The sequence below is a fragment of the Wenyingzhuangia sp. 2_MG-2023 genome, assembly GCF_030548295.1.
Lineage (GTDB): Bacteria > Bacteroidota > Bacteroidia > Flavobacteriales > Flavobacteriaceae > Wenyingzhuangia.
In genome coordinates, this window is the sequence record NZ_JAUOSB010000001.1 from 241,571 (window position 1) to 267,479 (window position 25,909).

Below are 25,909 nucleotides of genomic sequence, written 5' to 3' on the forward strand. Positions count from 1 at the left end.
TTAGTTGTTAAACAATTTTTCTACCTGAGGAATTGCATCAGGCAGACAAAAAACAATAGCTCTATCTCCTGGCATAATGGTAAAATCTCCAAATGTCATTTGAGCCACTCCTGATCTTACCACACCTCCTAAAACAGTATTCTCTGGCAAGTTTAAATCTTTTATTTTGTTCTCAGTAATTTTGGTATTTCTTCTTACAAAAAACTCAAGCACCTCAGCTTCTACATTGTGTAAATTTGCCAAAGCTAAAACACGACCTTTACGCACGTGCCTAAAAATAGCGCTTGCTGCTAATATTTTCTTGTTGATCAAAGTATCTACCCCTATGTTTTGAGAAATCCCCATATAGTTCATGTTCTCCACAAGGGCTATGGTTTTTTTAACTCCTTTAGACTTTGCTACCAAACTAGTCATGATGTTGGTTTCAGAACTCCCAGAAACTGCTACAAAGGCATCCATCGTATCTAAAGACTCTTCTTCTAACAATTCAATATCTCTACCATCACCGTGAATAACCAACGTATTTTTTAAAGTATCAGACAAATCAAAACACTTTTCTCTGTCTTGTTCAATCATTTTTACTCTTAAGTTTTTACTACAAAATCTTTTGGCTATTTTTTGACCAATTCTACCACCCCCTAAAATCATTACATCTTTAACACCAACTCTTTGATGATCTACCAACAAATGTATTTTCTCTAGACTTTCTCTAGGCACCGAAAAATATACTTGATCGTTGACTTCAAAAATTGTATTCCCTCTAGGAATGATAATTTGATTGGAGTTTTCTCGTTTTACAGCAATTACAATAAAATCAAAATTGTATTTTTTTCTAATTTCTTGCACTGTAGAACCTACAATATTTGAATCTATAGATAATTTAGCTCCCAAAACACTCAAAGCTCCTTTTTCAAATTCAAACTTATCATTAAAGGCAGTCTCTTTGATTAATATTTCAATTTCATTAGCAGCCAATTCTTCTGGAGAAATCATATAATCTATTCCTACTTCAGAAAAATTAATTTCTTTAGACTTGATATATTCCGTATTGGAAATTCTAGCAATTGTTTTTTTTGCTCCAAGCCTTTTTCCTATTCCGGCAATGGTTAAATTGGTATGTTGAAATTCCGTAACCGCCACTAACAAGTCTGCATCACCAATCCCTACCGCCTCTAAAACCTCAATAGAAGCTGCATCCCCTTTTTTAGTAAACACATCCAGATGCGTGTTCATATGGTTTAGCCTTTGAGCTTTGTTGTCAATAACATAAATATCGTGTGCCTCCATAGAAAGCAACTTTGCTAAATGATAACCAATTTCTCCTGCTCCAGCAATGATAATCTTCATAATGAATTGTTTGGTACAAATATATTATATTTAGGAGAACGCTCCCTAAATAATAAAGCTATGAAAAAAGAAGTAAAGTCACTTACGATCAAGGAGTGGAATGAAGAAGATAGACCTAGAGAAAAACTGATTTTAAAAGGAACAAATTCCTTGTCCGATGCAGAATTGATTGCAATTTTAATTGGGTCTGGAAACCGAAAAGAATCGGCAGTGGAACTATCTAAAAAAATACTAGCACATTTTAACAACAATTTAAATCAATTGGCAAAAGCCAGTGTTACCGATCTAAAGACTTTTAATGGTATTGGAGAAGCAAAAGCAATTAGCATTGTAACTGCTCTAGAAGTTGGCAAAAGAAGACGTTTGGAAAAAGCGTTAGAAATTCCAAAAATCAGCTGTAGCAAAGATGCTTTTGAAATTTTTCTACCATTGATAGGTGATATTCCACATGAGGAATTTTGGGTATTGCATCTTAACAACAGTAACAAAGTCATCGAAAAACAAATGATTAGCAAAGGAGGATTGACAGGAACATTGGTTGATGTGAGAATTATTTTAAAAAAGGGCTTAGAACTTTTATCAACAGCACTTATTTTAGGACACAATCATCCTTCTGAAAAACTAGACCCAAGTCAAGCAGACAAACAAATCACTCAGAAAATAAAAAACGCTTGCAGTACCTTAGATATAAAAGTCCTAGATCATTTGATAATCACACAAAAAGCTTATTTTAGCTTTGCAGACGAAGGAATTCTTTAAACTTATGGCAGACGAACTACTTATATACACTCCTAAAGTTACACCAAGAGTAAGCTATATATTTAAGCATATTTTTGTTCGTATTCTCAACATTCCTATCAAATTCACCTCTACCATAGAGGAATTTGTAGCTCATGACAATCTAAAAATGAGTTATTGCAAAGCTCCCTTAGGAAATGAATTTTTTATTCAAAGTCACGGCTTGTTGTTAGAACAAGGTATTAATGATACCGAAATCTCCATTTCTCAATGGGAAAGTACTCCTTGTTTTTTTAGTGTTGGAAAAAAATCCAAACTTCCTTTTGATATTTTTGCTGCTAGTTTTTACCTATTAAGTAGGTATGAAGAATATTTACCTTCTGTTTTGGACGAAAATGATTGTTTTCCAGCAGAACAGAGTATTGCATTTAAAAATAATTTTTTAGACAAACCTTTGATTGATGTTTGGGCTTATAAAATGCTCAAAAGCCTGAAAGAAACATTTCCAGAATACAATTACAAAGCAAAAAAATACCAATACATATCTACTTTTACCATCAACCAAACTTTTTTATTCAAAAGCAAAGGAATTATTCGTAGTATTATAGGTAGCGTTTTTGACTTGTTTACTTTTAAACTTTTTAATTTTTGGATGCGTATTGCTACGCTTGTAGGAATTAAAGAAGATCCTCACAACACCTTTGATAAGATTATTACTTTGCAAAAAAAGTACGATGTAAAAACCATTTTCTTTTTTTTACTGTCCAACTATACTACTTTTGACAACAATATTTCTTTTACCAAAAGAAATTATACATCTCTAATTAAATCCATTGCAGATTATGCTAGAGTAGGACTGCTTGCTTCTTATTTTACTCTTGAAGATGAAGAAATTTTAAAGAAAGAATCTAAAAGACTAGAACGCATCATCAACACCCCAACTACTTTATCCAAACAACATTATGGTAGAAATCAACTTCCTGAGACTTATCATAAATTAATTGATTTGAATATTGAAGAAGATTACACCATGGGCTATCCTAAGCACGTGGGATTTAAAGCAAGTACTTGTACTCCGTTTTATTTTTACGATTTGGATTTTGAAATTCAAACACCCTTAAAAGTTTTTCCTTACGCATTCAACGACAATGCTTTGCGTTTTCATATGCAACTGAGCCCCAAACAAGCTTTGATGAGAATAAACCACTTGGCAAACATGGTAAAACAAGTAAACGGCACCTTAATATCGGTTTTTCACAACGATTCCCTTTCTAATTATGGACCTTGGAAATATTGGGATCAATTTTACGAAGAAGTTCTAAAATGTGTTAAAGCTGATTGACATAGGTAACAAACTCATTGTAATCGTATATATAATCACTTTCTTTGTATTTTTCCGAAGCTAAAACCAAACAGACACTTCCACTAGAAAAATTTTCTAATTCTCGCCAAACACCTGGTTTGATCAACAATCCTTTTGTGGGCTTATTAAGTGTTACAATTTCGTGTTCTTTTCCGTTTTTTAAAGTGACGTCAAAACTACCAGACAAAGCAATCAAAACCTGATACAGTTCTTTATGCGCATGCCCTCCTCTGTAAGAATCCGAAGGAACATCAAACAAATAATACACACGTTTGATGTCAAAAGGTAAAGTTTCTCCCTCAATAACCGCTAAGTTACCTCTAGGATCCGTAATTTTTGGAATGTCTATAAATTCTATGTTGTTCATTATTATTGATAGAGAATAGTTTCTAAGATAGAATTCTCTTGTCTAAAAGTAAGTTTTTTTTATTACAAAATAAATTAGAGTTCCTATTGTTTATTGCCTTTAATAAGTAATTTTATCACATCAATATGTATTTATGTCTACTTCTCCATTAGTTACGGTTATTTGTAGTTGTTACAATCATTCCGAATATGTACTAAAATCTTTAGATGCCGTTACCAACCAAACGTATCCTAATGTAGAACTAATTGTAGTTGATGACTGTAGCACAGACAACTCCATTGAAATTATTGAAAACTGGACTCGCAACAAACCCAAAGTTCTTTTTATCAAAAATTCTAAAAATTTAGGATTGACTCGGTCTTTTAACCATGCTATGAAATCTGCTTCGGGAAAGTATTTTATGGATTTGGCTGCTGATGATATTTTACTACCTAATTGCATTGAAACACTTGTAAAATCTTTTGAAAAAAATCTTGATTTAGCAATGGTTTACAGCAATGCAGAAACCATCAACGAAAAAGATGAAGTCAAAGAAACTTTTTTTAACAAAGCCCAAACTGCTAAAATAAAAACTGCTATTCAAGATAATTTTTACCAAAATATTCTTGCCAATTCCATCTACATGTGTAGTGTAAGTGCTCTTTACAATCGTAATATTTTTGATACACTAAATGGCTATGACGAAGGTCTTTACTTTGAAGATTTTGATTATTGGCTGAGGATTTCTAGAAAACATCCTGTTGAATTTATAGACATCATTTTGGTTCAGAAACGTTTCTTAGAAAATTCTATGGGAAATGGTTTTTTTGTCAAAAGCGAACATACCCATAAATTACATACTAGCTTTTATATTATCCTAAAAAAAGCCTACAGTATGAATGTTAAAAAATCGGAATATGTTGCGTTGCTTCAAAGAATTTACAAACAGACAAGATGGGCAATTAAAACCATAAACGTTAAGTATTTATTTCTCTATTTTGTATTGTTTACACAAACTCTATGTAAATTGATCAGTGTTAAAAAAGAATAAGATTTCTACTTACATCCAAACTGTTTTATTTCTATTTACTCTTGATTTTATGTTTCATCTTTACTAAATAAGCCATAATATCAACTCTTTTATCTAACTCTTTGTAAGAGTAAATACATGAGAGAACAAGTAAAATCCCTATTAAAAAATACGTATTTGGATCCTTTACAAAAAACAAAATCAAACAGTTTAGCAATCCTATCAAACAAGAAACAACCATAATTCTTAAGGTATCTTTTCTAAAATCAAACTCAAATTTATTTTTCAATATAAAATAAACATAAAAACCATAAATAGAAAAATTAATCAAGTTGGCTAGACCAATTCCTATCAAACCTAAAAAATGATACAAAGCTATTGTTAACAATATATTTAAAGCATCTCCCAACAACTCTTGCTTAAAATACAAGCGATTTTCTCCTTTTGCCAAAATTACATAAGCCAAAGGCCATATAATTGCTCTTATAATTACCGCAAACAATGCTGCTTTCAGAATCAACACCACCTCTAAAAAATCTTTGGAATAAAGAGTTCTAATCAATATAGGTGCTGTTAAGTATAAAAAAGTTATTGCTGGAGTAATGATCAACAAAGCTATTTCAATCTGATCATTCACCAATGCTTTTATTTTAACGTTGTCATTAGAAACAGCCGTCAATCTAGGATAATAATCGGTGTTCATGGCATTAAAAATCATCCCAACATAAGACAACAAAATAATGGTACTCACTTCATAAAACCCCAAAATTTCTGCCGTTGTTCCACTATTGTTTAAATACAACTTGATAATATAAGTACAGATTTGTCCAAAAAGAACATTGATAGACAACAAGAAACCTAATTTGATAAGTGGTTTTCCACACCTGATGGTTTCTTGTAAGGTAATTTTGAGTTTTAAAATTTTAACGTTTCTAGTAAAGTACAAATTGACAGCAAGTGCAATGGCACTTGAAAGTAGTATTACAGAAACAATTCCTTTCAATCTAAAAAAATAATAGATGGGAATGGTAACAATTGTGATGAGTATTGAAATAACAAGATTGGATACGGCAATTGATCTTATCATTCGCATTCCTTGCAATATGGCTACTCTACTTGCAGTTAAACTTGATAAAATAAAATTGATGGACAAGAACACAAACCAAAGTTGATATTCATTAGATCCAAAGGTCAATTTGCTTAAAACCGAAGACAAACATAATGTTAAAATTCCGCCAAATAGACCTATGGCTATAGACCATCTTTCTAAAACAATAAATCGTTTTGAAAATTTTCCGAGATCATTTTCAGCATGAGCTAAACTCATTTCTCGAACGCTAACAACCTGTATTCCAAAACTTGTTAATGATGACACAATGCTAATTGTATTGTTTAGAAGACCCGCAATACCAATACCCACAGGCCCTAAAAAAATAGCAATAAACTTAGCTCCAATAACGCTAATACTCATTTTAAGAATTTGAGTAAATCCAAAAACTCCTGTTGTTTTTAGAATGGTTTTATGAGAGCTTTCTGTTTTCTGCATATCAATCAATTGTACATCCAAAAGAGGTGTATTGAAATTTAAATTTTTTCACCCACTTATTCCATTCCTCTGCATTTGCAGCGGTTGCATTTTTTTCTTTTAAAATTGTATCTATGATTTCTGGATTCAAGTCCTTTGGAAAACCGCCCATCGCATCAAATTGATTTTCATACCAAGCCTCGTTCACAATTTTATTAAAAGCAAACATATCTAAATTTACATCTTCATAATTCTTGTGTTGGTTGGTTGCTGCAGATAAAAAACTAGTTTTTACAATTTCTTTATTAGTCCTTCCAAAATTTACATTTTTGTTAGATTTTAAAAACTTAACGGCATTGTAAAGCTGAAGCTCTTCAGAAACCGTATTGGTGTGATTGTTCCATAAACTCAAAAAATAATCTCTTTTAAAAATTGCCCCAGCAACAGAATAAATAGCATAGTAACGCAACGCTCTTGCTGTTGTATAGATATTAAAAAAAGAAAAAAAACGCCTTATTTTAAATCGATCAATAATAAAAACCAATCTATATAAAAGTGGATTTTGAGTATACAACTGAGGTTGATAAACACTAAAAAAAGGATCTTTTTTAATGATTTTATTAGAAATCAATTTAGGATTCCCCAACCAAAACAATTTCAACATTTGCACTTTTTCTTTACTCAACTCAATTTGCAAATCGCTCAATGCAACACAATCCGTCAACCAAATATCATCTTCCAACAACAGAAAATAATCAGAAGCTTTTTTAGCAGCATCAAGCCACAAATCTATCGGAATTTCTGTGCTTACATTTCCCAAGTCACCCTCTATTGATGTTACTTTTTCAGCATATTTAGAAGATTTTAAAATCGTAATTCCATCATGTTTTTCTTTGATTTTTTTCAAATATTTTTCTGGAGTTCCATCGTCTAAAACAATTATTTGATACTCTGAATCTACAACAAATTTGTTAATGCTCTGAATACACCTATCCAAACAATACGGTCTATTGAATGATTTAATTAGTATGTCCATGCATTTATTTTTTCAATAATTAAATCAACCTCTTTGGTGGTTAAAACTGGACTAATAGGCAAACTCAATGCTTCTTCGTGTATTTTTTCAGTAATTGGAAAACTCAACTCATTCCATTCCGCGTATGCCTCTTGTTGATGTGGTGATAAGGGATAATGAATCATGGTTTGTATGCCATTTCTATCCAAATACACTTGCAACTCGTCTCTTTTCTCACACAAAATCACAAACAAATGAAACACATGATTTTTACTTTTATGATAAGTTGGCAAAACAATTGTTTTATTTTTTATTTCTGACAAATAACGTTGTGCTATTGCTCTTCTCTTTGCATTGTCAGCATCTAATTCTTTCAGTTTAATACTTAATATTCCTGCTTGTAATTCGTCCAAACGGCTATTGATTCCCTTGTGAGAATTGAAATATTTTTTATCAGAACCATAATTAGCCAACACTCTAACCAAAGCAGCAATTTGCTTGTTATTCGTTGTTACGGAACCTGCATCACCCAAAGCCCCTAAGTTTTTTCCTGGATAAAAACTAAAGGCAGCAGCATTAGATAAATTCCCAGCTCTGTTTCCATGCTCATCCATTGCTCCGTGGGCCTGTGCTGCATCTTCAAAAACCAATAAACTGTGCTCTTTTGCAATTTTATTGATGCCTTTCATATTTGCCAGTTGACCGTACAAATGCACCGCTAAAATGGCTTTGGTTTTCGTTGTGATTTTTTTAGAAATGAAACTAACATCCATATTGAATGTAGCTATTTCTGGCTCTACCAAAACAGGAGTCAAACCTACTTCTGTAATTGCTAAAATAGTAGCGATATAAGTATTTGCAGGCACAATAATTTCATCTCCCAAATGAATTTCACCCAATGCTATATAAGCTTTTAAAATCAACTTAATAGCATCAAAACCATTACCTACACCTACACAAAATTGTGTTCCGCAATACAAGGCATATTCTTTTTCAAATTTGGTCACTTGTGACCCGTTGATGTACCAACCAACTTCTAAAAAAGATTGAAAACTTTCTTGAAACTCCTTTTCAAATCGATGATTTATTTTCTGCAAGTCTAGAAATTTAATCATAACAAGACTTCGTTTAACAATTTATAATTTGATGTTTTTACACGGTAAAAACCTTGGGTTACCATTCTGGCTCCAAAACTTTCTTTCCAAAACTGCAATCCGCTATTCACTTTCGTTCCTTGAGCTTCGTTGCTAATTCCAAAATCAAAATAATCTTTTTCTTGGAATACATTTTTCAACATATAATCATGTAAAAAATCCAAACTCCCTAAATCATTGTTTTCTGAATTTTTGGAAATATATTGAGAATGCGCTACTCTCTGTGATTCAAAAATAGTTGTTCCTGCCACAATCACCTCATCTTTATACACATTGAATTGCCTTATATTTTTTGGAAATCTTTCTTTTAACAATGTAATTTCTTCCAAACTATGCACTGGTTTTGCGTTGTGTTTTTTTCGCAAATTAGGAATCAATATCTCATTCCAAAATGTATCAAAAGCTCCAACTTCTTTTACATTTAATTTGTTTTTGATTCCTTTTTTCACTCCTGATTTTCTACTTTTTCCAAACATCAAATCGTTCTTCATTTCTATCACAGACAGACCGTCTCTTCTATACAATTCTGCTTTGCACAAAAACAACAAATGCAAAATTTCATCACTTGGAAAAAGAGCATATATAGATGGTATTTCTTTAATTTCTACTGTTTTGACCCCCTGCTGTTCTAAAAAGCACAACAATGCTCTAAAAATAAAAACACAGCTCTTGTATTTTTCCTTAGCGCTTAAAATCAAACCACCATAACTCAATCCTTGATGAGAACAAACTACTTCTTCATTTCTATTGGCAGGAAAAAGAGCTACTATTTTTTCATTCTCATAAACCATCAGAGAAAAATCAACAAATCGATCTGCATGGTATTCCATAAAATCTCTATCAAATAAAAAAGTGCCGTTTTTAGAAGCTTTTACAAAAGCATTCCATGCCTCTTTTTTATCCGATGTATATTTTACAACTCTTATGTTCTCTGATTTACTCATATTTGTCTCCCCAACGATCTTTCATTATTTTTCTAAACTCATTTTCACGTGCATTTACACCTGGTGAATAAAATGAGGTTCCAACCAAAGCATCGGGCAAAAATTCTTGATCCACAAAGTTGCCCTCATAAGCATGGGCATATTTGTAATTTTTCCCATAGTCCAAATCCTTCATCAATTTGGTCGGAGCATTTCTCAGATGCAATGGTATGGGCAAATCTCCCGTTTGTTTTACCATTTGGATTGCTTGGTTGATGGCTTCGTAACTTGCATTGCTTTTGGCTGAATTTGCCAAGTAAATTGCACATTGACTCAATAAAATTCTAGCCTCTGGGTATCCTATGGTTGTTACTGCTTGAAATGTATTGGTAGCCATAATCAACGCTGTTGGGTTTGCATTTCCAATATCTTCAGAGGCAGAAATCAACATTCTACGGGCAATAAACTTTACATCTTCTCCCCCTTCTATCATTCTTGCCAACCAATACACAGCTCCATTAGGATCTGATCCTCGGATGGATTTGATAAAAGCCGAAATAATATCATAATGTTGTTCTCCTGTTTTGTCGTATCGCACTACATTTCGTTGTACTTTTTGCAACACCAAATCATTGGTAATTTCTACACCTTCTTCTTCAGAAGCCACAATCAACTCAAAAACATTCAGCAATTTTCGAGCATCACCACTAGAAACCTGTAACAAAGCATCTATTTCTTTTAATTTTATTCTTTTTGCAGCAATGTCTTCATCTTCTTCCATAGCACGTTGTAACAGAGCCTCCATATCCGATTTATCAAAAGGATTTAAAATGTAAACCTGGCAACGAGACAACAAAGCGGGAATTACTTCAAAACTAGGATTTTCTGTAGTTGCTCCAATCAGTGTTACCCAACCTTTCTCTACCGCCGCCAACAAAGAATCTTGTTGTGATTTGCTAAAACGATGGATTTCATCAATAAACAAAATAGGATTTTTTGTTGTAAACAAACCTCCACTCTGCTTGGCTTTATCTATAATTTCTCGAACATCTTTTACTCCTGCATTGATGGCACTCAACGTAAAAAAAGGTCTATCAGAAGTTTCTGCAATAATATTTGCCAACGTGGTTTTTCCAATACCTGGAGGTCCCCATAATATTAAAGAAGGAATAATTCCGTTTTGGATGTGTTTTGTCAATACCCCGTTTTTTCCTACAAGGTGTTGCTGACTGATATAGTCCTCTAAAGATTTAGGACGAATGCGTTCTGCCAAAGGTGCTTTCATAAAGTAAAGATACGAGTTGTGAAACAAATGAGGAATTGATTTAGTTTGCTTATTTTTGAAGTCTAAAATTTAAGCACATGGCAACTCAAAAAATAAAATTAAACTGGAAAGAAGGTGTACATTTTGAATCAGAAGGACCCGGAGGATTGGTACCAATTGATGGTTCTGAAGAAGTAGGTGGACAAGGAAAAGGTTTGCGTCCAAAAGCGTTGATGTTGTCTGCATTGGCAGGTTGTTCTGGAATAGATATTGCCTCTTTAATTCAAAAAATGCGTATTGATGTGGATACCTTTGACATTGATGTAGAAGCTGAATTGACAGAAGAACACCCAAAATACTATCATAAAGTTTGGGTGAATTTCAATTTTTATGGTGACAACTTGAGTGAAAAGAAAATAGAAAAAGCAGTAAAATTATCTGTAGACAGTTACTGTGGTGTAATGGAAATGTTCCGTCAGTTTGCTAAAGTGGAAACAAAAATTAATTATTTTCCAAAACAGTAAAACAATTTATATTAGCATAAAAAAAGGAAGTCAATTGACTTCCTTTTTTTATGCTAATTTTTTCTTACCCTTCCATTTACTCAAAATATAATGAGCTAATTTTAAGTATAAAATTGCTTCTATTATTCCTAAAGTATATCCACAAAGAATGTCTACAGGATAGTGTTTACCCATATAAATTCTACTGTATGCAAACAACAATGGATAGATATAAAACAGGATTGACCATCTATATTTTTTTCTAAATAACAAATACATAAAAGTGGTTACTGCGGTTGAAGTAGTTGCGTGTCCGGAAACAAAACTAAAACTACCTGAACATTTTAAAATACGAATTTGCTCCAGAACTCCCTCTTGCCAACAGGGTCTAGGCCTAGCTGTAGAATATTTGATGATATTTACCAAAACATCCGAAAGCCCTGCCATGGCACAGATAAACAAAAATAAGAACAAACCTTTTTGCCATTTGTAATTTTTGATCAGCAAAAACAACCAGAACAAAAATAAAGGTATCCAATTGAGAGGTTTGGTAATGATTAACCAAAACTGATCGTAAGGTTCACTTCCAAAATTGTTTAAGTAAATTAATAGTTCCTGATCTGCTGCTATGATGGTGTCTAAAAAACTCATTATTTCATTCGTTTGATAGGCCCTGTCATGTCGTCAACGCTTTCTTTAACATCATCAATAGTTTTTTTGATGTCTTTTGTTACATCTAAATCCACTCCAACATCTTTTGCGCTATTGTTAATCTCTTTCTTAATATCTTCTGTTGCATTTTTAATTTGAGCCATTCCTTTACCCAAACCACGAGCAATTTCTGGAATTTTATCAGCACCAAAAAGCATCACAACAAGTAACAGTATGATAAAAACTTCTGGACCTCCTATAAATAAATACATTGTCTTCTATTTTTAAACAAAGATAACAGGAATAAATGAATTTCTATCCATTTTAAATCTTACAAAAAAAGACTCTTTGCAAAGTTTCTCAATTGGTATTTCACTCTTAAACTTCCTTTTATTCAGATAAGAATAATTTTGCAAAACCTACCCTCTACCAAATACAAAAAGACCGTCTTTTTAGACCGTCTCTTGTTTTATTTTTAAGGTTTTTAATGATTAAAAACTTTTACCTATTCCTATCCCAATAGACAAATTAGAAATTCCATCTGTTGCATGATCGTAAAAGAAACTAGGAGCAACATCCCAGTGATGACCAATATTTAAATCATACTCTAAGCCAATTCTTATCAAATCCTTAACTTCTCCATTTTCAAAAATCACTCCTGGCCCTAATACAAATTCCAAGTGTTCAACTGGATTCCACAAAGCATCTAAAGTAATAACTACTGGGTATCTTCTATCAATCACACCCCCATGCAACTCTTCAGACTCTTTACTCGAAATCAACTCTACATCACTAAAAACTCCAATTCCCCATTTTTTTTTAAACCAGTATTCATAATCTAAACCAAACGAGGGAATAGACAAAACATCTTTGTTCCCCAATTCATAGCCTAAATTCAAATAAGAATGCCCTAAAACCACACTAACTCTGTGTCTTTTTTCTTTCACTTCTTCCTTTTCTTCAATTTCTTGCGCTAACAATCCATCAACACTAAAAAGCAAGCAGACAATGTAAAATAGTTTCTTTTTCATTTTGTTATAATTTCATATCACAAAACTATTAAGACTATTTAATCTTTTTATATTTTAAAAATTAATATTACGAAAACGTATGAATAAAAGGAGCCCGAGGGTTAACAAGCAAATTCCCCAGGCTCCAGACAAAACTAACTATGAAAAAAAGTTTCTTTTATTTCTAATTCCAACCACCTCCTAAAGCTTTGTAAATATTTACAAAAGCATTCATTTGGTTCTTTTTGGTTTCTATCAATTCAAATTTAGATTCCAAAGCATCACGTTGTGTTAATAACACTTCCATATAATCTGCTCTTGCAGACATGAACAATTTGTTTGATATCGTAATAGATTCTGTAAGCGCATTTACCTCTTTCTGTTTTAGGTCAAAGCTCTTTTTCATATTACTGATTTTAGACAATTTGTTTACAACTTCTACATATGCATTCAAAATAGTTCGTTCGTAATTGTAAACGGCTTGAATTTGTTTTGCATTTGCATTGTAATAATCTGCTTTGATAGCATTTCTATTGATCAACGGAGCTGTCAAATCTCCCGCTAAAGAATACAACAAAGATTTAGGTGTGTTTAACAAATACTTTGCGTTAAAAGCTTGGTAACCTATATTTGCAGATAACCCTAAAGATGGATAAAACCTAGCCTTTGCCACTCTTACATCTAATTTAGCAGCTGCCAATTCCAACTCAGCCTGTTTGATATCAGGACGGTTTGTCAACAATTGAGCAGGAATTCCCGCCTGAATTGCATCGGGTTCTAAATCTACAAATCCACTGTGATCTCTTACTATAGTACCAGGAAACTCTCCAATTAAAAAGTGAATTCTATTTTCTGCTTCGGTTATTTTTTGTTCAATTTCAAATTGGATACTTTGTGTACTCAATACTTGTGCTTCAAACCTACGCACAGCAAGCTCTGTTACTCTTGCAGATTGCTTTTGCAACCTTACAATTTTTAGTGCATTGCTCTGAATCTTAATATTCCTTTTTAAAATTGTTAACTGATTGTCTAACGCCAACAATTCATAATACGAATTTGCTATTTCTGCAATCAAATTGGTCACCATAAAATTCTTCCCCTCTACGCTTGCTAAATATCTACTTACTGCTGCTTTTTTAGCGTTGTGCAATTTGTTCCAAATATCTATTTCCCAAGTTGCATGCGCTCCAAACATAAAATCTGGCAAAAATTCTGGATTTTCTTTGCTCCCTCTAATTGGAGTGGTAGCATCGTTAGCACCTTGACTGGTGTAACGACCTACTTTTTCTCCACCTGCACCCGCAACAATGCCTACAAAAGGCAAATACTCTCCTTTTCTTGCTCTAATCTCGTTTCTAGCAATTTCAATCTCTTGCATCATAATATTCAATTCCTGATTATTTTGTAATGCAACATCTATCAATTTCACCAAATGAGGATCGGTAAAGTATTCCTTCCAGTTCATTTTCACTACATTCACTGTATCTTTTGATGTGTTGAAACTCTCAGGTACATCTGTATTCTCTGTTTTCTGAACTAAAGTCGGAGTTTTACAAGCCCATAGGGTTAATATCCCTCCTATTATCATTAGCCTATAAAGGCTTTTTGTTTTATTGATCTTTTTCATCTGTTTCTTCTTCGTTTATAGAATATGTATCTACTGCGTGAACAAAATCTTCGGACAATGAAGTGTCTTCTTCGTCTCTAATTAACTTTCGACCCTCTGCTAAACTACCAAAAATGTAATACAGCCCCGGAACAATAACAACCCCAAAAATAGTTCCGAACAGCATCCCTCCTAATGAAGCAGCACCAATGGTAAGATTCCCTACAGCACCTGGTCCTGTAGCCACCAACAATGGTATCAACCCTGCTATAAAGGCAAATGAAGTCATTAAAATAGGTCTAAAACGAGCTTTTGCTCCTTCAATTGCAGCATTTAATACAGACATCCCTTCGTGATGTTTCTGAATTGCAAACTCTACAATCAACACTGCATTTTTACCTAGCAATCCAACCAGCATAACGAGTCCTACTTGTGCATAAATATCGTTAGCAACACCTGCAAATTTAATCAACATAAAAGCCCCAAAAATACCTGGAGGTAAAGAAAGAATTACAGCTAATGGCAAGATGAAACTTTCATACTGTGCAACCAATACCAAGTACACAAAAACCAATACAATGATAAAAATATATACAGCTTCATTCCCTCTAGCTACTTCATCTTTTTGAAGTCCTGCCCAATCAATATCATACCCTTTAGGTAATTTTTCTTTAGCTACTTCTTGAATTACTTTAATAGCTTCTCCACTACTATATCCTTCTGCTGGAGAACATCTGATAGAAGCTGAATTGTACATATTATATCTGTTAACTTCGTAAATCCCTTGTGTTTTTTTCATTTTCATAAATGAAGAATAAGGAACCTCTTCGTCTCTGTCATTCTTTACATACAACTTCATAATATCTTCAGGAAGTGCTCTATATTTTGGATCTGCTTGGACGTAAACTTTAAAATAACGACCATATTTGATAAATCCTTGATCATAGGTACTACCCACCAAAATAGATAAGTTTTCCATTGCTTCACCTATAGACACACCTTTTTGCATTGCTGCTTGATTGTCTATCTCTAACTCATACTGAGGGTAATCTGTACTATAAAAAGTAAACAAAGATGTAATCTCTTTTCTCTTTTCAAGCTCAGCCATGAACTCCTTAGTAGTTCTATCTAAACGTTTATAATCAATGGTGTTATTTTTATCTAACAACTGCAAAGCAATACCTCCTGCAGCACCGTATCCTGGCACAGCTGGTGGATTAAAGAATTCTATTTTTGCTCCAGGAATATCCTTAGCTTTTTCTTCTAATTCTTCTATAATCTCTTTTACTGTATGCTCTCTTTCTCCCCAAGACTCTAAATTGATTAATAGTGTTCCTGAGTTGGAACCACGACCTTGAGTTAATATTTCGTAACCTGCTAATGCCGATACAGATTTAACTCCATCCACTTCCTTGGCAGCCTCTTGCAACTGACGGCTTATTGCATATGTTCTTTCTAAAGTAGACCCCGCAGGTGTTTGAAGTACAGAATAAATCATACCTTGATCTTCATCAGGTACAAATCCAGAAGGAAGGAGCTTTGAAATACCAACAATACTAACTGCAAAAATGATTAAAATTCCAAAAGTAACAGTTCTTCTATGTACAATTACTTTTAACAATTTAACATATCTATTGGTTAGTCCGTTAAACTGCTTATTGAATCTATCTAAGAATTTGTCAATAAAGTTTTTCTTCTTTTCAACCCCATGATTGTTTTTTAATAAAATCGCACACAATACAGGTGTTAAAGTAAGTGCAACAGTACCTGAAATTACAATTGAAGAAGCCATTGTAATGGAGAATTGACGGTAAAAAATACCAACAGGTCCAGACATAAATGCTACAGGAACAAATACTGCAGTCATTAATAATGTAATTGCAATAATAGCTCCACTAATCTCACCTAACACTTTTCTAACAGCATTGTATGGTGTAATATGTGGCTCTTCTTCAAATTTAGCATGGACTGCTTCTACTACCACAATAGCATCATCGACCACAATACCAATGGCGAGCACCAAAGCAAACAGCGTAATTAAGTTGATGGTTAAGCCAAAGGCTAGCATTACAAAAAAGGCTCCAATTAAAGATACAGGTACCGCTAAAATTGGAATTAACGTGGATCGCCAATCCCCTAAGAATACGAAAACTACAATTGCTACCAATATAAAGGCATCTCTTAGTGTATGAATCACTTCCTCTATAGAGGTATCTAAAAAGTTAGATACATTGTAACTAATTTCATAATCAACCCCTGGCGGAAAATCTTTTTTCAGTTCTTCTAATTTCTCTTTTAAACGATCAATTACCTCTGTAGCATTACTTCCGTATGCTTGGTTCAGCATAATTGCTGCAGAAGGGTATTCATCTTTGTTTGAATACACATCATAAAACTCACTTCCCAATTCTACATCCGCAACATCTCCTAAATGAAGTACTTCTCCATTAGGCTTAGCTTTTAGAATAATGTCTTTATACTCTTGAGCCTCATTAAATCGTCCTTTATAGGTTAACACATATTCAATAGATTCCGACACTTTACTATCGGCTCTACCCAACCTACCTGGTGAACCAATAATACTTTGCTGATCAATAGCCTCCATTATCTCTTTTGTAGATATATTGTAAGCCCTCATTCGGTCTGGTTTTAACCAAACACGCATTGCGTACTGTCTTGTACCAATAATTTTTGCTTGCCCTACTCCACTTACCCTCTGCAACTCTGGCATTACATTTACGTATGCGTAATTAAAGATATATTCCATATCCACATTGGCTGTATCTTTACCATAGAGGTTTACATACATTAACATGTTAGGCATTAATTGTTTTACAATCAACCCTTCTAATTGCACCAGCTCTGGCAACCTACTCTTCATCTGAAGCACACGGTTGTTAACATTTACAAGTGCTTGATTGGGATCCGTTCCTTTATTAAATACAACTGTAATGTTTGCCTCTCCTGAACTTGCCGCAGTAGAAAACATATACTTCATTCCTGGAACCCCGTTAATGGCTTGTTCTAATGGAATAAGAACAGATTTTGTTAACACTGTAGAACTTGCTCCTGGATATGCTAAATACACAACAATCATTGGCGGAGCAATGTCTGGGAACTGCGATTTAGGTAGCGTTTTTATGGCCAATGTTCCCATAAACACGATGAGTAATGAAATTACTATCGCTAGGGCTGGCCTATGAATAAATTTTTGAAACATATTGTTTTATTTTTTTGTTCTTAGAATTACCATTATTCAGCATGTAAGTCTAAATGAGCAATTACTTGTTTAGGATCTTTCAACTCATAATGGATTTCTTGATTTTCTTTTACTTTTCTAATTCCTTCTAAAAGAATCTTATCACTTTGTTTTAAACCGCCTGTGATTACAAATAAATTTTTTAATTCTGTACCGCTTATTGTTACCATTCTAGATTCAAGAACATTTTCATCATTTACTACATAAACATATTTTTTATCTAAAATTTCATACGTTGCTTTTTGAGGAATAAACAAAACATCAGACAAAGGGACATCCATTTGAATATTTCCTGTTTCACCATGTCTTAATAATTGATTAGGGTTAGGAAAAGTTGCTCTAAAAGGAATATTACCTGTTTCATTATCAAAATCAGCAATAATAGCTTTTACAAATCCTTCATGATTAAATAATTTTGTATTCGCCATTTCTAACTCAACTTTTAATGGGTTATCTTCATCTATTTTACTTTCTAAATTAAGATACTCAGACTCTGGAACATTGTAGTACACCCACATTTGACTATTATCTGACAAGCTTGTTAACAAATCTCCATCATCAATAAGACTACCTAATCTTACATGAAAACGATCTATATATCCATCAAAAGGTGCTTTTATTTGTGTAAACTGTAAATGAACCTTTTTTAAAGACAACTCAGCATTTGCCTTAGCCAACTTAGCTTTAGCCATAGCCAATTCGTTTGGAGAAACCACATTCTGATCTGCTAACTGCTTGGTGTTTTTGTATTCTATTTCAGCAAAACTAACCTCAGCTTCTGCTTTTTGCATTTCAGCTTCGTATAGCTTAGGCATAATTTGAAATAACAATTGTCCTTTTTTCACAAATTGTCCTTCATCTACATAAATTTTTTCTAAGTAACCTCTTTCTTGGGCTCTTAATTCAATGTGTTGTATTGAGTGTATTTGACAAACATATTTTTTCTTGATAATTGTATCCATCCTTATTGGATTGGTAACAAGATAAATATCCTCTTTTTCTTTTTCATGTTCTTTTTTGCAGCTTGTAAAGCATGACAAGACACAAAAACTTACGAGCGTAAGAATTCTCTTCATAATAATGTTGTTTTTATTAATGTAATTTTGGTTGTTCTTTATAAACAGAAGTGCATAACAATACACATAAACGCACGATGACAAATAGACATAGAGCGATAAACAGTTAAGAATAACTGCAAAAAAAATTAAGCAGGTGATTGCTTAATTAATAAGTAAGGATGATCAAATTCTGATAACTCTGAAAAGGATGTATCTTTTTAACGATACGTAAGAAGTATTCTTGTAAATAGAGATTAAGGAAAAACTTGAGTGTAAATCTCTCTGAAATAGAGATGAACTAACAACCGTTTGAAAACTGGCTATTTGTGTTTTTTTCTTAGAAGGTGACTCTGATTCTGATTCAATTTCTTCGTCTTCTTCTTGACCTTCAATTTCAACCTCAAATTTTTCATCTTTATTTGATGAATGAAGTGGTTTTGCAATAAATTCTTGAAAATTACTTTCTAAAGAATCTATCTCATCAGCACTTAGCAAATGAAGATTTTCTACAATACAACTATCATCTACCTCATCAGAAAAAGCATAGCTATGCCCGTATCCATTTAGGAAGACAAAAAATAGTACTAAAAATTTTGTGTAAAAATTCTTCATTATGAAGGCGAAATTACATAAAGTCTTTTAGTAACGCAAATATTGTATTGTAAAAAAACACAAATTACAAAGAGCTAAAGAAATCACCACTAACATTACAATATATCTAAAAACCAGCCTCATAAAACTTCATTTTTTATAAAAGACTTCATTTTAAAACATCGTTTGTTATAAATTAACATGAAACAAACATTAACTTTTTGATTATATAATACAATTAACTTCTTAAAATTCGCCTTTATTAAGTTGAAATATTATATTTGCACACTTACATAAAAAATAGTAGAGAAAATACACATAAAAAAATGCAAAACAAGGGACTTATCAGATTATTTGCTATCCTTTTTGGATTGGTTAGTTTGTACTCTTTATCTTTTACTTTTTTCGCGAACAAAGTAGAAAAAGAGGCTAAAACTTACGCTAAGGCAAATGCAGAAGAAAACAATGGTAGAGAGATTGCTAGATTAGAGAAAGCTTATTTAGATTCTGTTGCAAATGTACCAGGAGTATTAGGGTTTGGAAGTTTTACTTACAACGACATTAGAGACAAGGAAATCAACTTAGGTTTAGATTTAAAAGGAGGTATCAATGCAACCTTACAGGTATCTGTAAAAGATATTTTGATTGGATTGTCTAACGACTCTAAAAATCCAATTTTCTCACAAGCGTTACAAGCAGCTTCAGATGCTCAAAGAAATTCATCAGAAAGTTATTTTGATTTATTTTACAAAGAGTTTGAAAAAATTGCTGGTGAAACTAAATTGAGTGATCCATCTATTTTTGGAACTAAAAACTTAAGAGAAAAAATTAAATTCGACACTCCAAACAGCGAAGTAAAAACCATTTTAGCTAGTGAAATAGATGCTTCTATATCAACTGCTTTTCAAGTATTACGTTCTCGTATTGATAAATTTGGGGTAACACAACCAAACATTCAAAGAATTGGAACTTCTGGAAGAATCTTAATTGAATTACCTGGAGCTAAAGACGTAGAGCGTGTAAAAAAATTATTACAATCTACAGCAGAATTACAATTTTGGGAAGTATACACAGGACAGGAATTGATTCAATTCTTAGTAGCTGCCAACCAAAAAGTTGCTGAAACTATTGACGTTGAAGAAACAAAAACTACAGAAAGTAAATCTGACGAAGACAATTCTATTGAAGACTTATTAGGAGATGTTGAAGAAAATGATTCTATTCAGAGTACTTCTAAAATGGTAAGTTTATTTAGTTACTTACAACCAACAGGTCAACCTTCATCTGTAATTGGTTATGCTGCTGTAAAAGATACTGCAAAAGTAAACGAGTACTTAAGCAGAAAAGATGTGAAAGCATTGTTGACAGGAGAATACAAATACACAAAGTTCTTATGGGATGCCAAGTCTAGTGACGACTACTTACCTTTATACGCTATAAAATCTAACAGAAACAACGAAGCTCCAATTGAAGGAGATGTTATTTCTGATGCAAGTCAACAATTTGACCAATTAGGAGCAAATCCTGAAGTAAGCATGACCATGAACGGAAACGGAACTAAGTTATGGGCAAAAATGACTGCAGAAAATGTAGGTAAATTTGTTGCTGTAGTTTTAGATGATTATGTATACACTGCACCTAGAGTAAATGATGCGATTACAGGAGGAAGAACTTCTATCTCAGGAAACTTTACCGTAGAAGAGGCTACCGATTTAGCAAACGTATTAAAAGCAGGTAAATTACCAGCTGCTGCTCATATTATTCAATCAGAAGTAGTTGGACCATCATTAGGACAAGAAGCAATCAATGCTTCTATGATTTCATTTGCCATCGCAATTTTATTGGTATTGGTTTGGATGATCTTATACTACGGAAAAGCAGGATGGTATGCTAACGTTGCATTGTTGGTAAACATCTTATTTATTTTTGGAATTTTAACATCTTATGGAGCGGTATTAACGCTTCCTGGTATTGCTGGTATCATTTTAACGATTGGTATGTCTGTAGATGCCAACGTAATTATATTTGAAAGAATTAAAGAAAACTTAAGGTCAGGACAAAATTTTGTCACTGCCATAGATAATGGATTTAGTGTAAAAGGAGCTTTGTCTTCTATTATTGATGCCAACATTACCACTTTATTAACAGGTGGAATTTTATATGTATTTGGAACAGGACCTATTCAAGGTTTTGCCTTTACTTTAATTGTAGGTATTTTAACTTCATTGTTTACTGCAATTTTTATCACTAGAATGTTGTTAGACGGTGCTACTTCTAAAGGAAAATCTTTAGCTTTTAACACTCCAACTACTAAAAACTGGTTTACAAACATCAACATAGAGTTCTTACAAAAACGTAAAATAGCTTACATCGTTTCTGGTACTATTATCATTTTAGGAATTGGATCGTTATTTACAAACGGATTGAACTATGGAGTGGACTTTGTAGGAGGTAGAACGTATACTGTTCGTTTTGACAAAGATGTAAAAGCTTCGGATGTGTCTGCTACATTGAAAGATGTTTTTGGATCTGCTCCAGAAGTAAAAACATACGGAAGCAACAATCAATTAAAAATAACAACAAAATACTTAATTGAAGAAGAAGGTCCCGTTACTGACACCAAAGTTCAAAAAGCATTGTTTGATGGTTTGGTATCTTACTTACCAGCAGGAACTACTATAGAAGATTTTAGAGGTGGTTTTGATGGACAAACTGTAGGAATATTATCTTATGCAAAAGTAGAACCAACCATTGCTGATGACATTAAACAATCTGCAGGATGGGCTATTATTGGATCTTTGATTGGAGTGTTCTTGTACATTTTATTAAGATTTAAAAAGATAGAATTCTCATTAGGAGCTGTAGCTGCAGTTTTCCATGATGTATTGGTTGTATTGGCTGTATTCTCTATCACTTATAAACTAATGCCTTTTGATATGGAAATTGGTCAATCTTTTATTGCTGCTATCTTAACAGTAGTTGGATACTCATTAAACGATACGGTGGTTATATTTGATAGAATTCGTGAATTTTCTACTGAACACACAAAATGGTCATTCTTAGATACTGTGAACAAAGGATTAAGTTCTACACTAGGACGTACTGTAAACACTTCTATCACAACATTGGTTGTACTGTTAGCAATCTTCATTTTTGGTGGAGATAGCATCAAAGGATTTATGTTTGCTTTGATTATTGGAGTTATTGTAGGTACTTACTCTTCATTATTTATTGCATCACCAATTATGTATGACTTTAAACAAAAGAAAGCAAAATCTAAAGAATAGTTTTACTTTTTATACACACAAAAACCGTTTCATATTTTTGAAACGGTTTTTTGCATTTTAATCATTTATGGACATCAAACTTCACGACAAAAACTTTGAACCTTTTCTTTCTAAAGAGATTATTTCCAAAGCAATTGACACCATCAGCAACGCTATTTCTAAAGATTATCAAAATAATACTCCATTGTTTTTAGGAGTTTTAAACGGCTCTTTTATGTTTTGTGCTGACTTGTTAAAAGCCTACAATCATTCTTGTGAAATTAGTTTTATCAAACTAGCTTCTTACCAACAAACTGAATCTACTGGAACTGTAAACGAATTGATAGGACTGAATGAAGATCTAACCAATAGAACCGTTATTATTATTGAAGATATTGTAGATACTGGAAATACTTTAGAAAAAATTATTGCACTATTAGACAAACAGCCTATTAAGGAATACAAAGTTGCTAGTTTGTTTTTAAAACCCTCTGTATACAACAAAACCATTCCTATTGATTATGTAGGATTAGAGATTCCGAATCACTTTATAGTGGGTTACGGTTTGGATTATGATGGTTTGGGAAGAAATTTACCAGAAGTATACAAATTGAAATCTTCTTAATACAATAATTTCTTTTAAAAATTCAACTGTTATCCGTACATTTGCACTCTGTTATTAAATAATTTTATTTCCTAACTTACAGGATATTAAATATAAATAGATGAAAAACATAGTTTTATTTGGCCCTCCAGGAGCAGGGAAAGGAACACAAGCAGACGTTTTAAAAGACAAATACAATTTGGTGCATATTTCTACAGGGGACGTATTTCGTTACAATATGAAAAACGATACTGAGCTAGGAGTTTTAGCAAAGTCATATATTGAAAAAGGTCAATTAGTTCCTGATCAAGTAACTATCAACATGTTGCAAGCCGAAGTTGAAAAAAATTCTCAAGCCAATGGGTTTATTTTTGATGGTTTTCCAAGAACAGAATCTCAAGCAGAAGCATTGGATGCTTTTTTAGCCAAAAAAGAGAGTCAAATTAATGGAATGATTGCTTTAGAAGTGAACGAAGATGAATTGAAAAGTCGTTTGACAGAAAGAGCAAAAACAAGTGGTCGTGCAGACGATGCAGATCCTGCTGTAATTCAAAAAAGAATTGATACTTACAATGCAGAAACTGCTCCCGTAAAGGATTATTACGAAAAACAAAACAAATATTACGGAGTTAACGGTGTAGGTTCTATTGAAGGGATCACAGCGTTGATCTCAGACGTAATCGATTCATTATAAAAATAGTGGCCTAAGGCTATTTACAATTGGCTATTGGTATTTTTATAATACTAATAGCTTTTTTATTTTTGAATTATACACCGCGAATGGCACTAAGCCAATAGCTAAATAGCTAAAAACATGACAGACGGAAATTTTATTGACTATATAAAAATATATGCTGCTTCTGGTAAAGGAGGTAGTGGATCTATGCATTTACATAGAGAAAAATTTATTGAAAAAGGAGGACCCGATGGAGGTGACGGTGGTCGTGGTGGACACATTATTATGCGTGGAAACAAAGAAATGTGGACCTTGCATCATTTGCGTTTTTTAAAACACAGTAGAGCTGGTCATGGTGGTAATGGTAGTTCTAGTAGAAGTACAGGTAAAGACGGGGAAGACAAATACCTAGACGTACCTTTAGGAACCATTGTTCGCGATTCTGATACTCAAGAAATCTTATTTGAAATATCTCATCACGGACAAGAAATTATATTGTGTGAAGGTGGTATTGGAGGATTGGGTAACTGGCACTTTAAATCATCTACCAACCAAACACCTCGTTATGCGCAACCGGGTATGCCTAGCGTAGATGGATGGTTTCAAATAGAATTAAAAATTTTAGCAGATGTAGGATTGGTAGGATTTCCCAATGCAGGAAAATCAACCTTATTGTCTGTGGTTAGTGCTGCTAAACCTAAAATTGCTGACTACGCTTTTACCACGTTAAAACCCAATGTAGGTATTGTAGATTATAGAAACTATCAGAGTTTTGTAATGGCAGATATTCCTGGAATTATTGAAGGTGCCAACGAAGGAAAAGGTTTGGGGCATTATTTTTTACGTCATATAGAACGCAACTCTACTCTATTATTTATGATCCCTGCAGATTCTGACGATATTAAAAAAGAGTATAAAATTTTATTGAATGAATTAAATTTACACAATCCTGAATTGATGCACAAAGATCGTCTTTTGGCCATCACCAAATCGGATATGTTAGACGACGAACTAAGAAAAGAAATAGAAGATTCTGAGTTACCAGAAGGAATCAAAACTATGTTCATTTCTTCTGTAGCTCAAACAGGAATTGTAGAACTTAAAGACGAATTGTGGAAAATGATCAACAAAGAATCATAGTATTACACTCACTTAGAAAATAAAAAAAGGCTTTAACAATTTTATGTTAAAGCCTTTTTCATCAAACTAAATATGCTGTAAAGGTTTCAAACATCATCTTCTAAAGATTTTATTTCTTCTTTAATTTTAAGAATTGCTTTTGAAATTTGTCCCTCTACTGTTTTAATAGATATACTCAAAATCTCAGCTATCTCTTGATACTTAAACCCATTTTGTTTATTTAAAACAAATATCTCTTTGCATTTTGGAGGCAATTTTTCAATAGCCAACTTTATTTTTCTTTTTTGACTTTTGATGCTCTCAAAATCTTCTTCTACAAAAAAAGTCAATCGCTCTTCTTCTACTGCATCTATATATTTCAAATCTTTTTTATGTGCATTGTATTCCGTTACAAACTCATGGTAACATGCTCTATACAAATAACTTCTTATGGATGTTTTAATTTTTAAAGATTGCCTTTTTTTCCAAATAGTCAACATTACATTCTGTACAATATCCTCAGCCTCAAATTTATTATTATTTAAACTATAGATATAGGAAGCTAATTCGTTATAATATACATTATACAAAAGTTCATAAGATTTAATGTCTCCCTTTCTTAACTGTTCTATGTTAACTTCTTCTTCTATGCTAATTAAATTTTTGATGGATTTTCTATGCTGGAATAATAAAATAAAATTCCTATAAAGTAAAACATGAAATTATCACAATATAAAACATCAAAACATGGTGTTTCCATAGGAATATTTCAGCTTTATAAATTGTTTTTTTATGCTTTTGTTTCGATGACAAAGTTTCTGTAGGGGTTTTTAAAATAAAGTTCGTCTTATAGGTATAGAC

Annotated in this window: 23 protein-coding genes; 8 read left to right on the forward strand and 15 right to left on the reverse strand. The window is 32.7% G+C overall.

Features of this window, described 5'->3' with window-relative positions:
* Entirely contained in the window at positions 1-1,347 is a 1,347-nt protein-coding gene (gene trkA, locus Q4548_RS00820; protein ID WP_303450268.1) for a Trk system potassium transporter TrkA, read from the reverse strand.
* A gap of 60 nt (positions 1,348-1,407) precedes the next feature.
* Between trkA and radC the strand changes: the two genes are divergently transcribed.
* Positions 1,408-2,106 carry a DNA repair protein RadC gene (radC, locus tag Q4548_RS00825; protein WP_303450270.1) on the forward strand — a complete coding sequence of 233 codons (699 nt, stop codon included), beginning with the start codon at positions 1,408-1,410 and terminating at the stop codon, positions 2,104-2,106.
* A gap of 4 nt (positions 2,107-2,110) precedes the next feature.
* Positions 2,111-3,427: a polysaccharide deacetylase family protein gene (locus tag Q4548_RS00830; protein WP_303450272.1), complete on the forward strand. Its 1,317-nt coding sequence runs from the start codon at positions 2,111-2,113 to the stop codon at positions 3,425-3,427.
* Here the strand turns inward: Q4548_RS00830 and Q4548_RS00835 are convergent.
* The gene (locus Q4548_RS00835) at positions 3,414-3,815 is read right to left on the reverse strand and encodes an FdtA/QdtA family cupin domain-containing protein (protein WP_303450275.1); all 402 of its coding nucleotides are present in this window, start codon (positions 3,813-3,815) and stop codon (positions 3,414-3,416) included. The two genes, Q4548_RS00830 and Q4548_RS00835, sit on opposite strands and share 14 nt — an antisense overlap.
* 133 nt (positions 3,816-3,948) lie before the next feature.
* On the opposite strand from Q4548_RS00835, the gene Q4548_RS00840 reads away from it, so the two are divergent.
* Positions 3,949-4,845, forward strand: coding sequence for a glycosyltransferase (locus Q4548_RS00840; RefSeq protein WP_303450278.1), 897 nt, complete (start codon positions 3,949-3,951; stop codon positions 4,843-4,845).
* 31 nt (positions 4,846-4,876) lie between these two features.
* Here the strand turns inward: Q4548_RS00840 and Q4548_RS00845 are convergent, their stop codons facing one another.
* The 5 genes from Q4548_RS00845 to Q4548_RS00865 are packed head-to-tail and all read right to left on the reverse strand — an operon-like array spanning position 4,877 to position 10,726.
* The gene (locus Q4548_RS00845; RefSeq protein WP_303450280.1) at positions 4,877-6,370 is read right to left on the reverse strand and encodes an oligosaccharide flippase family protein; all 1,494 of its coding nucleotides are present in this window, start codon (positions 6,368-6,370) and stop codon (positions 4,877-4,879) included.
* Position 6,371: 1 nt separating this feature from the next.
* The gene (locus Q4548_RS00850; protein WP_303450281.1) at positions 6,372-7,385 is read right to left on the reverse strand and encodes a glycosyltransferase family 2 protein; all 1,014 of its coding nucleotides are present in this window, start codon (positions 7,383-7,385) and stop codon (positions 6,372-6,374) included.
* A complete protein-coding gene (locus Q4548_RS00855) occupies positions 7,373-8,479 on the reverse strand; it encodes a DegT/DnrJ/EryC1/StrS aminotransferase family protein (protein WP_303450284.1) in 1,107 nt (368 codons plus the stop codon). Before Q4548_RS00855 ends, Q4548_RS00850 begins: the two co-directional genes overlap by 13 nt.
* Positions 8,476-9,462 (reverse strand): GNAT family N-acetyltransferase, encoded by a 987-nt coding sequence (locus tag Q4548_RS00860; RefSeq protein WP_303450287.1) that lies wholly within the window; start codon positions 9,460-9,462, stop codon positions 8,476-8,478. The genes Q4548_RS00855 and Q4548_RS00860 overlap by 4 nt, the downstream gene beginning before the upstream one ends.
* Positions 9,455-10,726 carry a replication-associated recombination protein A gene (locus Q4548_RS00865; RefSeq protein WP_303450290.1) on the reverse strand — a complete coding sequence of 424 codons (1,272 nt, stop codon included), beginning with the start codon at positions 10,724-10,726 and terminating at the stop codon, positions 9,455-9,457. Before Q4548_RS00865 ends, Q4548_RS00860 begins: the two co-directional genes overlap by 8 nt.
* 77 nt (positions 10,727-10,803) lie before the next feature.
* On the opposite strand from Q4548_RS00865, the gene Q4548_RS00870 reads away from it, so the two are divergent.
* Positions 10,804-11,229 carry an OsmC family protein gene (locus tag Q4548_RS00870; protein ID WP_303450292.1) on the forward strand — a complete coding sequence of 142 codons (426 nt, stop codon included), beginning with the start codon at positions 10,804-10,806 and terminating at the stop codon, positions 11,227-11,229.
* A gap of 48 nt (positions 11,230-11,277) precedes the next feature.
* On the opposite strand, the gene Q4548_RS00875 is transcribed toward Q4548_RS00870, so the two are convergent.
* The 7 genes from Q4548_RS00875 to Q4548_RS00905 form a co-directional block, all read right to left on the reverse strand.
* Entirely contained in the window at positions 11,278-11,859 is a 582-nt protein-coding gene (locus Q4548_RS00875) for a phosphatase PAP2 family protein (protein WP_303450295.1), read from the reverse strand.
* Positions 11,859-12,131, reverse strand: coding sequence for a twin-arginine translocase TatA/TatE family subunit (locus Q4548_RS00880; RefSeq protein ID WP_303450297.1), 273 nt, complete (start codon positions 12,129-12,131; stop codon positions 11,859-11,861). Before Q4548_RS00880 ends, Q4548_RS00875 begins: the two co-directional genes overlap by 1 nt.
* 219 nt (positions 12,132-12,350) lie before the next feature.
* Positions 12,351-12,890 carry a hypothetical protein gene (locus tag Q4548_RS00885; RefSeq protein ID WP_303450299.1) on the reverse strand — a complete coding sequence of 180 codons (540 nt, stop codon included), beginning with the start codon at positions 12,888-12,890 and terminating at the stop codon, positions 12,351-12,353.
* Between the two features lie 163 nt (positions 12,891-13,053).
* The gene (locus tag Q4548_RS00890; RefSeq protein WP_303450302.1) at positions 13,054-14,457 is read right to left on the reverse strand and encodes a TolC family protein; all 1,404 of its coding nucleotides are present in this window, start codon (positions 14,455-14,457) and stop codon (positions 13,054-13,056) included.
* 22 nt (positions 14,458-14,479) lie between these two features.
* A complete protein-coding gene (locus Q4548_RS00895; RefSeq protein WP_303450304.1) occupies positions 14,480-17,695 on the reverse strand; it encodes an efflux RND transporter permease subunit in 3,216 nt (1,071 codons plus the stop codon).
* A gap of 32 nt (positions 17,696-17,727) precedes the next feature.
* Positions 17,728-18,810: an efflux RND transporter periplasmic adaptor subunit gene (locus Q4548_RS00900; protein WP_303450307.1), complete on the reverse strand. Its 1,083-nt coding sequence runs from the start codon at positions 18,808-18,810 to the stop codon at positions 17,728-17,730.
* A gap of 165 nt (positions 18,811-18,975) precedes the next feature.
* Entirely contained in the window at positions 18,976-19,404 is a 429-nt protein-coding gene (locus tag Q4548_RS00905) for a hypothetical protein (RefSeq protein ID WP_303450310.1), read from the reverse strand.
* A 305-nt stretch (positions 19,405-19,709) separates the two neighbouring features.
* Here Q4548_RS00905 and secDF point away from each other — a divergent pair, with 305 nt between their 5' ends.
* From secDF to obgE, 4 genes are all read left to right on the forward strand, one after another.
* Positions 19,710-22,670 carry a protein translocase subunit SecDF gene (secDF, locus tag Q4548_RS00910; protein ID WP_303450313.1) on the forward strand — a complete coding sequence of 987 codons (2,961 nt, stop codon included), beginning with the start codon at positions 19,710-19,712 and terminating at the stop codon, positions 22,668-22,670.
* 67 nt (positions 22,671-22,737) lie between these two features.
* Complete coding sequence (hpt, locus tag Q4548_RS00915) at positions 22,738-23,274, forward strand: hypoxanthine phosphoribosyltransferase (RefSeq protein ID WP_303450315.1); 537 nt, start codon at positions 22,738-22,740, stop codon at positions 23,272-23,274.
* Between the two features lie 100 nt (positions 23,275-23,374).
* Positions 23,375-23,947 (forward strand): adenylate kinase, encoded by a 573-nt coding sequence (locus tag Q4548_RS00920; RefSeq protein ID WP_303450318.1) that lies wholly within the window; start codon positions 23,375-23,377, stop codon positions 23,945-23,947.
* 120 nt (positions 23,948-24,067) lie between these two features.
* Positions 24,068-25,069 carry a GTPase ObgE gene (gene obgE / locus Q4548_RS00925; RefSeq protein ID WP_303450321.1) on the forward strand — a complete coding sequence of 334 codons (1,002 nt, stop codon included), beginning with the start codon at positions 24,068-24,070 and terminating at the stop codon, positions 25,067-25,069.
* A gap of 86 nt (positions 25,070-25,155) precedes the next feature.
* Here the strand turns inward: obgE and Q4548_RS00930 are convergent, their stop codons facing one another.
* Complete coding sequence (locus Q4548_RS00930; protein ID WP_303450323.1) at positions 25,156-25,638, reverse strand: RNA polymerase sigma factor; 483 nt, start codon at positions 25,636-25,638, stop codon at positions 25,156-25,158.
* Positions 25,639-25,909: the final 271 nt, after the last annotated feature.

What these genes read in the sequence shown, in the direction of transcription:
- Q4548_RS00920 (WP_303450318.1), top strand. Translation starts at nt 23,375, where the DNA reads ATGAAAAACATAGTTTTATTTGGCCCTCCAGGAGCAGGGAAAGGAACA.
- Q4548_RS00885 (WP_303450299.1), bottom strand. Translation starts at nt 12,890, where the DNA reads ATGAAAAAGAAACTATTTTACATTGTCTGCTTGCTTTTTAGTGTTGAT.
- Q4548_RS00835 (WP_303450275.1), bottom strand. Translation starts at nt 3,815, where the DNA reads ATGAACAACATAGAATTTATAGACATTCCAAAAATTACGGATCCTAGA.
- Q4548_RS00865 (WP_303450290.1), bottom strand. Translation starts at nt 10,726, where the DNA reads ATGAAAGCACCTTTGGCAGAACGCATTCGTCCTAAATCTTTAGAGGAC.
- Q4548_RS00855 (WP_303450284.1), bottom strand. Translation starts at nt 8,479, where the DNA reads ATGATTAAATTTCTAGACTTGCAGAAAATAAATCATCGATTTGAAAAG.
- obgE (WP_303450321.1), top strand. Translation starts at nt 24,068, where the DNA reads ATGACAGACGGAAATTTTATTGACTATATAAAAATATATGCTGCTTCT.
- Q4548_RS00870 (WP_303450292.1), top strand. Translation starts at nt 10,804, where the DNA reads ATGGCAACTCAAAAAATAAAATTAAACTGGAAAGAAGGTGTACATTTT.
- Q4548_RS00890 (WP_303450302.1), bottom strand. Translation starts at nt 14,457, where the DNA reads ATGATAATAGGAGGGATATTAACCCTATGGGCTTGTAAAACTCCGACT.
- Q4548_RS00850 (WP_303450281.1), bottom strand. Translation starts at nt 7,385, where the DNA reads ATGGACATACTAATTAAATCATTCAATAGACCGTATTGTTTGGATAGG.
- Q4548_RS00860 (WP_303450287.1), bottom strand. Translation starts at nt 9,462, where the DNA reads ATGAGTAAATCAGAGAACATAAGAGTTGTAAAATATACATCGGATAAA.
- Q4548_RS00905 (WP_303450310.1), bottom strand. Translation starts at nt 19,404, where the DNA reads ATGAAGAATTTTTACACAAAATTTTTAGTACTATTTTTTGTCTTCCTA.
- trkA (WP_303450268.1), bottom strand. Translation starts at nt 1,347, where the DNA reads ATGAAGATTATCATTGCTGGAGCAGGAGAAATTGGTTATCATTTAGCA.
- Q4548_RS00845 (WP_303450280.1), bottom strand. Translation starts at nt 6,370, where the DNA reads ATGCAGAAAACAGAAAGCTCTCATAAAACCATTCTAAAAACAACAGGA.
- Q4548_RS00895 (WP_303450304.1), bottom strand. Translation starts at nt 17,695, where the DNA reads ATGTTTCAAAAATTTATTCATAGGCCAGCCCTAGCGATAGTAATTTCA.
- hpt (WP_303450315.1), top strand. Translation starts at nt 22,738, where the DNA reads ATGGACATCAAACTTCACGACAAAAACTTTGAACCTTTTCTTTCTAAA.
- Q4548_RS00900 (WP_303450307.1), bottom strand. Translation starts at nt 18,810, where the DNA reads ATGAAGAGAATTCTTACGCTCGTAAGTTTTTGTGTCTTGTCATGCTTT.
- Q4548_RS00875 (WP_303450295.1), bottom strand. Translation starts at nt 11,859, where the DNA reads ATGAGTTTTTTAGACACCATCATAGCAGCAGATCAGGAACTATTAATT.
- Q4548_RS00880 (WP_303450297.1), bottom strand. Translation starts at nt 12,131, where the DNA reads ATGTATTTATTTATAGGAGGTCCAGAAGTTTTTATCATACTGTTACTT.
- Q4548_RS00840 (WP_303450278.1), top strand. Translation starts at nt 3,949, where the DNA reads ATGTCTACTTCTCCATTAGTTACGGTTATTTGTAGTTGTTACAATCAT.
- secDF (WP_303450313.1), top strand. Translation starts at nt 19,710, where the DNA reads ATGCAAAACAAGGGACTTATCAGATTATTTGCTATCCTTTTTGGATTG.
- radC (WP_303450270.1), top strand. Translation starts at nt 1,408, where the DNA reads ATGAAAAAAGAAGTAAAGTCACTTACGATCAAGGAGTGGAATGAAGAA.
- Q4548_RS00830 (WP_303450272.1), top strand. Translation starts at nt 2,111, where the DNA reads ATGGCAGACGAACTACTTATATACACTCCTAAAGTTACACCAAGAGTA.